We start from the raw sequence: 9662 nt of genomic DNA on the forward strand, positions 1-9662 counted from the left end.
CCCGGTCGTCGGACTCGCCGTGGCCCTCCCCGCGCACTACCCATGGGGTCTGGCCACGCTTGGGCACCTCGGCCTGATCTACCTCGCCGTCCTCATTTTCCTGGTAGGGGTCGTGGCCGCCTACAGCGGAATGCGAAGCTCCGCGATTACACACCACTGACACTCACACGACGGACTGAATCCCTTAATCCAGCCAGGCGCTATGTCATGCACCGGGCGAATCAGATCATGTTGCCCAGGCCCTGCGCGACTCATGAAGCAGTGAATCACGGACGTCCAGAGCTCTAGGAAGGAGCCACCCCGCCACAGCACGGCAGCCAACAAAACAGGCCCCCAAGGGACCAATTCGTCAACGATCGTGCACACTTAGAGACCAAAGGGCCCCTGACCTGCGGAAACACTGTGCCCGAGATGGGACCCGAACCGTATTCCAGGCCCTGCAGACACCGGGAACCCCCGAAAACATCGGCAATCCGAAACCGACCCGATCCGGCACCGGTACGGCCCAGTCCGAAGCCCAAAGTGTGGACACTCCCTATTCCACTGTGCCAAGGCACTACAACAGAGCGCGCACCCTACTTCGAAGGGATGCGGCTCTGGCGACAAAGGTCCATTATCGGCGTTCCAGAATCAACCGAAAGCGGCTGAAGAGGTCGCCGAATTGAGCCCTCAACCGTCGGACCACCCGTGGGGCGACGTCCACGACGGACGGTGCGATCCCCAAATTCAAACGCCTGCAGAGCCACCGGACGCGCCGCCCTTCCCGGGCACTTGAACTCGGAACAGCGGAGCCAGTAGAGCGTTATGCAGCTCGTCGCTGATGCCTTCGGGGACGTCCAGGTCAACACCATCGCCAGCAACGCCCTGCTGAAGAAGTTCCGTGCGGCGGCAGCCAGTGTGATGTCGGCGATCTCGCCGTCGCTGAAGCCGACGTCGCGCAGTTGCTGCGCATCGTTGTCAGTCATGGCGGCTGCATCGGTGCTGAGCTTCACCAGGTAGTCCATCATGACCACCTCAGCCTCGGCAGGCCAGCCAAGGGACGATTCGCGCGGAGTGATACCACGAGTTCAGAGCCGGGGATTAATCTAATGCGGGTTTCACGGACCCAGCAGGCCTTCACGCTTGAGGCAACTTACGAAGACGAGGTCCCTTGCGTCATACCTGGGCGGCAAGCTCGTGCCGGGTCAGGTTCAGGTACACCTTTCCTCCTTCAACCCGGGTGATTGCATCGGCAGCCGCATAGGAGTCACTGCCCCAGAAACCGCGGGCGTCGATCTTGATGTATCCCGTGTGGAACAACCGCCGCGCCATCAACTCAGGTACTTTTGGTTCCCTTCCGAAGAGGGAATTCAGTCCGAGGGTGATCAAGTCTTGCTGGGAGGCGGCGACAGCTTCTTCGAACACCTCTGCTTTCTCGTTGGGCGGAACGATTTGCTCGACGGTACCTATATCCTTCCCCGACACATCAACAACCCGCATTCCCTTCGACACGGACTCCAGTACGTCCACAATCGTCTCCTCCACTCGCCTGCATGGCATTCCTTCGCCAGCCTTGCCAGGAACGCGGTAGCTTTCACCTCCGCGCCGCCAGCCCTGCAAACGTCGTACCCTGGACAATTTTCATTACGGCACCGTTGCGTCTGACGGTCAAGGGGTAACCCCGCCCGGCGTCACATCGACCGGAGAGTGGCGGCCCCACAGCCGTCAGTCCCCCGCCGCAACGGTGCGGGCAGCCTGAGTGGGAAGGGTGAGGTCGATGCCGGTGAGGTGAGTTCCTGGAAGCGCTTGATCCGGCGTTGCCGGTGGGTTCCAGTCCTGGGTTCCTGGTCGCGCCGTTAGTCGGGTGTGGGACCCGGTTTCTACGCTGCTTCGTGAGGCGGCGTTGGCAGCGGTGACAAGCCGCTCCCACGGCTCCTGCACATCTGCAACGCGCCGATGGGCAGCGGCCGGAGAACCATGGACATCTCCGGCTCCACCCTGTCCGTCCACGACGTGCCGGAGGGCCTGGTGCTCCACTGCGGCCGCGGCCATGGATCACCGAACTCGTGGAGCAGGCCAAACTGCGCCCCGAGGCGCAGCAGGACGACGGCGGGTTCGGCATCAGGAACCCGCGCTCACGGTTGCCAATGGCGTTGATCCACAGCTTCAGGACCATCAAAGTCCAGCCGGAATGCCGGAACTGCAGATAGATGATGTTGCAGCAATGCAAAACGTCGATCCAGGCTGGATGAAACCGCAGGCCCCTCGCTGTCAGTGCCACACTGATCAAGCTCTCGCAACGCCGGGGACGCTTCCTTTCGCGTTCGAAAGACTCCTCGTTACGCCAGACGCTTGGCTGGGCGCCCGTCAACTCAATCGACTCCGAAGGTGGACGATCTCAGCGAATTTGTCGGATGGGCACGACGGCTTCACACCTATCTCGCTTTGACACTATGATTGATATATCCGACATGGAGGTGGACTTGAAATGAAAAGCATCCACGATGCCGGTGAACTGGGCAAGCTGGTGAAGCAGCACAGGACCAGAAGGCATCTTTCGCAAGAAAGCCTTGCCCAAAAAGCGGGTGTCAGCCGTTCTACGATTATCGATCTAGAGCAGGGGCGGAACGTGTCGATTGCAACTGCCCTGAAGGTTCTCTCCCAGATGGGAACTGGCCTGTCCCTCAGTGGTCCGACCCCGGCTCCCCCGCTACGCTGGACGGCCGAGAAAACAGCGATAGAGATCAAAAGGGAGCTTCGCAACGGGGATGCAGATTTTGCGATGCGGGTTCTCGCGATGGCGGCCGACTATTTCGATGGTCTTGGTCCCGCCGATCGCCGCAAGTTCCTTGAGAAGCCCTCATCCACGGGCCGGAAGCGATGGGATGCTCTGATAGCGCGGACGCTTGCTTATAAGTGCAGACAGCACGGGATGAAGGCGCCAACCTGGACCCTTATCCAGCCTCTATCCAGCAAGTGGTATGCCACACCGCGCAGTCATGTTTCGCAGGCTTGGAAGCAGCGGATGACAGCGAATACCCCGCTTGAGTTTGCCGAAGCCAACATCATTTTTGACGCCCGGAATTTGGCCTCCGTGTGAATCCTGTGGGCACGACGTTCTATGGTCCGGAGGAGGTCAAAGACCTCCTCCGTGAGCTGGCTCGACGGCTCCAAACTCTCGATGTGGCGGCCGACATCTATCTGGTCGGTGGGGCTGCCATCGCGGTCGAGTACAGTTCCCGCCGGTCTACCACCGATATCGACGCCGTTTACCAGCCAGAACAGACCGTCAATGAAGTTGCGCGCGCCATGGCAAAAGACATGGGTCTGGACCCTAAATGGCTGAACAGTTCGGCCAAGGCCTGGGTGCCGAATGCGACCGATGCCGAGGCAGCAACTGTCCCGGTGGCAGACAATCTGACGCTTCGGGTGGCATCGCCTAGATTCTTACTGGCAATGAAGATGGCGGCCGGACGGGACCGCGACATTTACGATATCGCCGTGCTTTGCAATGTACTGGGCATCCAGTCAGCCCAAGAGGCCGTGGAGATCGCCCTCGAACTCTATGGGGAAGATTCTATGCAGCTGAGCAATCAGGAAGACCTCCTGCTTGTTGCCCAAGAAGCGCTCGACACCATCATCTGAAGGATCCTTACGCCAACGGCGAATTGGCCTGCACAAGCGGATGGAACAATTTTCCATGGGGCACATCCCGAAGGCCTACCAACAAAAGAAACGATCACAGGGAAGGAAACACAACGCCGCCGTCATCTGCCTTGCCCGCCGCCGCTGCGTCGTCATCTACTCCATGCTCAGACACGGCACCTTCTACGAGGACATGCTCGTCCAAGCCGCTTGATCAAAGCATAGGAGTGTGTCATTGGGTTGGCACGCAGAAGGGCGGTTTTTGGGGTTTCTGTTCTGGTTAGAGTGACAGTGTGAAGACTCTTGGGGTTGACCTGGCTGCGGATCCGAAGAGAACGGCTGCTGCGGTCATTGAGTGGCGCGACGGGCAGGCGCGGCTTGTCCACCTGTCTCTCGGCGTCAGGGACGAAACCGTCGTCGAGCTTTTCGGAGCATCAGACGTCACCGGTATCGACTGCCCTCTTGGCTGGCCCCAGCCCTTCCTGTCATTCCTGCTCGGTCATTCCCGCGAAGATCCGGATGCGGTGCTTCGTCATGACGGGTTGGACGGACGTCGTGAGCTTGCCTACCGGGCTACCGACCGGTTCGTCACCCACACAACGGGCCTGATTCCGTTGAGCGTGTCGGCGGATCGGTTGGCGCATCCGGCCATGCGTTGCGCAGTCATTCAGGCCAAAATCGCGCGTCTCTGGGGCGTTCAACCCAGGGACGGTACGGACCGTCTTGTCGAGGTCTACCCTGCTGCTTCCTTGAAGATATGGGGCATCTCGGCCCGCAGGTACAAGGGCCGTGGGACGCCGGAGTCCGAAGTCCGCGATGACATTCTGGGCCAGCTCACCGCCGCGGCACCTTGGCTGGACCTTGACGCCTACAGGGACCAGCTGATCGCCTCGGATGATCTGCTCGATTCGGTCATCGCATCCCTGACAGCCCGCGCGGCCGCCCGCCAGGCTACCCTGCTTCCTGGCCCGGATCAGAGCCTTGCAGCGCGTGAGGAGGGCTGGATCCACCTGCCAACCGGTTCGCTCACTAAGCTGAACAAATAGGGCCGACCCGGCTGCCTATAACGGGCCTTGAACCACTGCCCGAAAAATGCTCACACTTGCAGTACCGGTGTCCATCAGAGTGGACGCCTGTTCATAAGGCCTGGGCGGGTGCGATGCCATGTACTCGCGCAGCCCGGGAAGGGCGAAGTCCACCAGGCCGTATCCGGCTGGTTCGATGAGACCGGCGTCCATCAGGCGCGTCCGGTAGTTGCCGACGGCATTCGGCCACATTCCGGTGCGTCTGCCGCTGTCGGTGGTGGAGGACGCTCCCGCGGCTTCTGCCATCGACCCAGCAGGAAATCCTGGTCCCGTCCGGACGTCGTGAAAAGTGCCGCTTCGATGACGACCCGTTCGTTTCGGCGCCGACCGGCCATCACCCACACTCCTGTGAAAGTCGGTGAATCTTGTGAATCGCACGGTACCCGATGTGGAGCTTTGCTCAGCGGTTGGGCACAAGTCACCCACCATGAAGAAGCAGAACAGCCACCAAGAGCCGAGGAGGAGGAACCGGGTGAACAACCAACAACGGGCTGAAAAGAAATTCACCCCGATTGTTCTCAGGTCATGTTGCCCAAGCCAAGGGTGTCCATGAACAGGTACCAGAGGAGAAACGGTCGACCATAAGGAAAGGAGGCAGCCCGCCACAGCAACGGCCACCAATAAGAAAGGCCCCCGAAGGGCCACACACAACAGAATTTGTGCACACACAGAGGCCAACAAGCCCCTGAACAGGGAAAACACGCGCCCGAGGTGGGACTCGAACGGGATTCCAAGGCTTGGAAACACCGGACTCCCGAGGAAACATACGGAATCCGGCCCTGTCCAGCTCGTGTACGACCCGGTCCGAAGCCAAAAGCGTGCACACTGTACACACGCCCATTCACACGCCGTCGTAGCCGCATCTTCTAATCTGCGCAAGGACAGCGCTATAGGCCCGTTCACTGTACTGGTCTTACGTGCATTCCCCTGAGCAGGACTTCTGTGGACGATCGCCTGAGGTGTCGCGTGCGCGATGGGGCCCGAACGGCACCGCTCGACGACGCGAGAGCCGCCGGGGCAAGGGCGTCCGACATACTAGTTCTATGCAGGCGACGACGGTGTTGGTCGAGGGCGAGAGTGACCGGCTGGCGGTCGAGACGCTGGCCTTTCGCCTTGGCCACGACCTGACAGCCTTGCGGGTGTCGGTCGTATCGATGGGAGGCGCGACCAGCATCGTCCACTTCCTCGACCGCTACGGCCCGAATGGCGCAGGCCACCGGTTGTTCGGCCTGTGTGATGCAGGGGAATCTCGTGGCATCGCCCGCGCGCTCGGCCGGGCAGGTATCGGGTCCGGTTCGCTGGCCGAGCTTGGGTTCCACGTCTGTCACGCCGATCTAGAGGACGAACTCATCCGCTGCCTTGGGATCGATGCCGTGCTCAAAGTCATCGCGGCTCAAGGCGAGCTCGCGTCGTTCCGGCTCCTCCAACGCCAGCCGTCACTGCGAGAGCGGCCAATAACGGCGCAGTTGCGCCGGTTCTTTGGAGGACGCAGCGGTAACAAGGTCCGGTATGCGCCACTGCTAGTCGACGCATTGCCGGCCGGACATGCGCCTCCGCCGCTCGCTCGCCTCGTTGCATCATTCACACTCTGATCCTGCTGTCCAAAAAATGGTCGAATGCCTTCATAGCGTCCAACCACGTCATGCCGAGTCGCACCTATCTTTTTCCAGTCCTGGCCTCCGTATCGTGCCAGTCTGATGGCGGCAATAGGCTCGCGCTGCCCTGTCTGCCTTGTATCTGACCAGATCCAGCGGATCTTCCATGCGGAAACCACGATCGTCGTCGCGGGCCTCGACGCACTCCTCCAATAGCTTCTAGGACGCGACGAGCTCGGACATTCCGGTAGTCAGACCGTCAAAATCGCTGGTTCCTGATGGTCCTGCGTACGGCAGCTTGTGTGCCGGTGTGCATGGCTCCTTACAGGAGGAGGCAGTGCGGTCCGAGAATGACGAGCACTGAGTAAGGAGTACATGAGAATTTACTCAACGACTGCGTTAGTGCTCGGTGCCTGCCGCAGCAGCCTTCTTGGCGTTCTTCTCGGCGTCCTTCTCGGCGCGCAGAGCCTCCGTATCGTGCTGTTCCTCGGCTTTTTCCTGGTGATGACCTCTGCGAAGAGCTTCTCCATCTCCTTGGCGACGCCGGCGGCTGAGGCCGGGTTCTGGCCGGTCACCAGCCTGTCGTCAACCACGACCTTCTCCTCGAAGACATCAGCGGAGACGTGGGTGGCGCCCTGTTCCTCAAGTCGGTCTGCCAAAAAGAACGGGATGACCTTGTCCTTCCCCGCGGCAACCTCCTCGTCGTTGGTGAAGGCGGCCACCTTCCGGCCCTCGACGAGGCGAAGCCCGTTCTCCAATTCCACGTTCAGCAGGCCGGCCGGTCCGTGGCAGACCGCGCCAACCAAGCCGCCGGCACTGTAGACGCTGGCCACCAGATTCTGCAAGCCTTCGCTGTCCGGGAAGTCCCACATGGTGCCGTGGCCGCCCACGAGGAAGACGGCGTCGTACTGGTCGGGATCAACGACGTCGACGCGGGCAGTGTTGTAGAGACCGGCACGCGTGGTCTCGTCCTCCGCGAAGGCGACCTGGATGGGATCTTCTGAGTCCACCTCGTCGCGCGGGGGCTGGCCGCCCTGGATGGACGCGAAGTCGACGAAATGCCCCGAATCCTTGAAGACCCTCCAGGGATGTGCAGCTTCGGCCACGTTGTAGCCGGTCTTCTCTCCGGTATCGCCGATCTCGGAAACGCTGGTCAGTACCATGAGGATTTTCTTCATGACGTGTTTCTTTCGTCTAACTTCCACCCTACGCCCAGCCCAATTCGGGCCCTCCCTCGTTACTGTTTTCTGGACCTTGGTTCTGGTTGTGGTTCTGGTGCAAAATTGGGGTGTGCTGGCCTGTTGGTCCCGGCACGGTTGCCCCTCTCTGTCGTTGATGATCGACGGGGCGAAGCCGCGATATCTGACCGTCCGCTAAGTTGGCCCAAAAGTACCGCCGTATTGATCCAGCACGGTGCGCGGTCCGGACTGCTCGGCCCGCTCGGTCCAGCGGCTGCACCGCGTGATGACCCCTGCGAGGCTCCCGAAGCGTTATCGCCTAGCCCGCTGACACATCGATCAGCACCTTGCCGACGATGCTCTCTTCCACCGCCGCGTGGGCCGCAGCCGTGTCAGCCAGGTCAAAGCGATGCAGCGGCAGGCCTGCGGCCTCTCCCACCGGAAGGGCGCCGTCGGCGATGGCCGCATTGATGTCCTCGGCGGCGGCTTGCACCGCCGCCATGCCAACGGTGTAGAGCAGCACGAACTGGTAGCGGACGTTGAGGCTGAAATGCCTGCGCACGTCCAGGCTCACCTTATCGCCGCCGTTGTTGGCGTAGACCGCGACGGAGCCGCGGTTGCGGATCACTGCCAGGTCGAGTTCCGCGTTCGGCGCGGGTGCCACCTCCACGATCTGGTCGATGCCGTTGGGAGCGATCCGGCGGATCTCCGCGGCTGCGTGGGTTTCCCGGTAATTGATGACGTGATCGGCGCCGGCGGCCGTGACCAGCGCAGCCTTCGCCGGTCCGCTCACGGTCGTGATCACAACGGCGCCGGCCCACTTGGCGAGTTGGATCGCCGCATGGCCTACGGCGCCGGCCCCTCCAGCGACGAGAACTACTTTGCCGTCCAAGGTTCCCGGGTGCAGCCGCCGCGGGCCGTCCTCGGCGATGGTCAGGGCCCGGTGGGCGGTGATCGCGGGAACGCCCAGGCTTGCGCCGAGGTCGAACCCGGCGTTCTCCGGCAGCGGAAAGACCCGCTCGGCCGGCAGGACGGCGAACTCCTGCGCTGTCCCGCCGTCGGCGCGCTGGTAGGCGGCCAAGGCCAGCCAGACCCTGTCGCCGACGTGGAGATGCTCGACGCCGGGTCCGACGGCGTCCACTACTCCGGCGCCGTCTTGGTTCGGCACGACCTCCGCGAAGGGCAAGGGCTCGCCCGGTTTGGCGCCGCGGCGCGACTTCCAGTCGGTGGGGTTCACCGCGGAGACCATGATCCGCACCCGCGCCTCCCCGCGCCCCGGGTCGCGGATCTCGCGGTCGACGAGCTCGAGAACAGCCGGATCGCCGGTGGCACGGTACACGATTGCTTTCATACTCAGAGCTAACGCCGGCCCCGACCGAAAATTCCCGCCGGGTGCCGGACCAGATGCGGGCAACGGGCCCTCCTTGCCGTAGAACCCACCATCTCCGGCGCCGATTCCAGAGGATTTGAGATGCTGATCCGCGCATCCGTGCTCGCGTGTCTCTAAGGCATGAACCGGTATCCGATGCCCGCAGAAGTATGCAAGGAGGGAGCCACAAAGGATCAACGGCAGCACACTCACTCCGGTGTGGACGATGTGCACACCCCTCTTGGCCGGACAAAGCGGCACCAACCGCCCAGACTCCCCGTAAAGAAGGAATCCGCAGAAAAAATTCAAAAGAAATCCACGTGGGTCATGTCGTCAGTAGGACCCCACGACATGAATAGGTACAAGACCAACCACAGCCAACACAACACAAGCTGCCAGAGAGGAGGTCCGGGTAACCCCACATCCCAGCAGGCGGAGGGCCCACCAGCCAGAGCCCTGAACCCGCCACCCACACAACCGAACAGGCCACCGCGGCGGCCAGGCACCACCCGCAACAAGCAGAGGGACCCAATCAGGGTCAATGTCCACATGTTAAAGCAAAAGACCCCTCTGACGAGGGGTCATGCTGTGCCCGAGGTGGGACTCGAACCGCATTCCAGCCCCCGCAAACACTGGGAACTCCCGAAAACATACGCAATCCGAGCTAGTCCGGCCGACGTACGACCCAGTCCGACGCCGAAAGTGTGGACAGTAATGATGGAATTGGCTGTGTTGCGGTGTGGCTCTAAGTGTTGCTGACGCCCCCTTTGGGTTTGTCTTTACATTGATCTGTCCACGGCAACACAGCTGC

General features: G+C 61.7%; 8 protein-coding genes and 2 pseudogenes. 6 read left to right on the plus strand and 4 right to left on the minus strand.

From position 1 onward, the window contains the following. Positions 1-804 precede the first annotated feature (804 nt). Entirely contained in the window at positions 805-999 is a 195-nt protein-coding gene (locus ASG92_RS28665) for a hypothetical protein (RefSeq protein ID WP_056634037.1), read from the plus strand. A 156-nt stretch (positions 1000-1155) separates the two neighbouring features. Here the strand turns inward: ASG92_RS28665 and ASG92_RS23110 are convergent, their stop codons facing one another. After that, positions 1156-1509: a hypothetical protein gene (locus tag ASG92_RS23110; RefSeq protein ID WP_157372434.1), complete on the minus strand. Its 354-nt coding sequence runs from the start codon at positions 1507-1509 to the stop codon at positions 1156-1158. A gap of 958 nt (positions 1510-2467) precedes the next feature. Here ASG92_RS23110 and ASG92_RS23115 point away from each other — a divergent pair. From ASG92_RS23115 to ASG92_RS23130, 4 genes and pseudogenes are all read left to right on the plus strand, one after another. Continuing rightward, on the plus strand, positions 2468-3079 hold the full coding sequence (locus tag ASG92_RS23115) for a helix-turn-helix transcriptional regulator (protein WP_056634042.1): 612 nt from the start codon (positions 2468-2470) through the stop codon (positions 3077-3079). A gap of 5 nt (positions 3080-3084) precedes the next feature. Next, positions 3085-3624 (plus strand): DUF6036 family nucleotidyltransferase, encoded by a 540-nt coding sequence (locus ASG92_RS23120; protein ID WP_157372436.1) that lies wholly within the window; start codon positions 3085-3087, stop codon positions 3622-3624. Between the two features lie 70 nt (positions 3625-3694). Beyond that, a pseudogene (locus ASG92_RS28670) lies at positions 3695-3838 on the plus strand (IS110 family transposase); the annotation flags it as partial. Positions 3839-3917: 79 nt separating this feature from the next. Beyond that, positions 3918-4670 carry a DUF429 domain-containing protein gene (locus tag ASG92_RS23130; protein WP_056634051.1) on the plus strand — a complete coding sequence of 251 codons (753 nt, stop codon included), beginning with the start codon at positions 3918-3920 and terminating at the stop codon, positions 4668-4670. Between the two features lie 15 nt (positions 4671-4685). Here the strand turns inward: ASG92_RS23130 and ASG92_RS23135 are convergent, their stop codons facing one another. Then, positions 4686-4955 carry a hypothetical protein gene (locus tag ASG92_RS23135; RefSeq protein ID WP_056634057.1) on the minus strand — a complete coding sequence of 90 codons (270 nt, stop codon included), beginning with the start codon at positions 4953-4955 and terminating at the stop codon, positions 4686-4688. Between the two features lie 797 nt (positions 4956-5752). On the opposite strand from ASG92_RS23135, the gene ASG92_RS23140 reads away from it, so the two are divergent. Next, the gene (locus tag ASG92_RS23140; protein ID WP_056634062.1) at positions 5753-6301 is read left to right on the plus strand and encodes a TOPRIM nucleotidyl transferase/hydrolase domain-containing protein; all 549 of its coding nucleotides are present in this window, start codon (positions 5753-5755) and stop codon (positions 6299-6301) included. Positions 6302-6703: 402 nt separating this feature from the next. Here ASG92_RS23140 and ASG92_RS23145 read toward each other — a convergent pair. Both ASG92_RS23145 and ASG92_RS23150 read right to left on the minus strand, forming a co-directional pair. Then, a pseudogene (locus tag ASG92_RS23145) lies at positions 6704-7482 on the minus strand (type 1 glutamine amidotransferase domain-containing protein). Between the two features lie 319 nt (positions 7483-7801). Beyond that, positions 7802-8833 carry an NADPH:quinone reductase gene (locus tag ASG92_RS23150; protein WP_056634064.1) on the minus strand — a complete coding sequence of 344 codons (1032 nt, stop codon included), beginning with the start codon at positions 8831-8833 and terminating at the stop codon, positions 7802-7804. Positions 8834-9662: the final 829 nt, after the last annotated feature.

The sequence above is a fragment of the Arthrobacter sp. Soil736 genome, from assembly GCF_001428005.1.
Classification (GTDB): domain Bacteria; phylum Actinomycetota; class Actinomycetes; order Actinomycetales; family Micrococcaceae; genus Arthrobacter.

Bases quoted from the DNA above. Each gene is read 5' to 3' on its own strand.
- ASG92_RS28665 (WP_056634037.1), top strand. From the start codon at position 805: ATGCAGCTCGTCGCTGATGCCTTCGGGGACGTCCAGGTCAACACCATC.
- ASG92_RS23115 (WP_056634042.1), top strand. From the start codon at position 2,468: ATGAAAAGCATCCACGATGCCGGTGAACTGGGCAAGCTGGTGAAGCAG.
- ASG92_RS23135 (WP_056634057.1), bottom strand. From the start codon at position 4,955: ATGGCAGAAGCCGCGGGAGCGTCCTCCACCACCGACAGCGGCAGACGC.
- ASG92_RS23140 (WP_056634062.1), top strand. From the start codon at position 5,753: ATGCAGGCGACGACGGTGTTGGTCGAGGGCGAGAGTGACCGGCTGGCG.
- ASG92_RS23150 (WP_056634064.1), bottom strand. From the start codon at position 8,833: ATGAAAGCAATCGTGTACCGTGCCACCGGCGATCCGGCTGTTCTCGAG.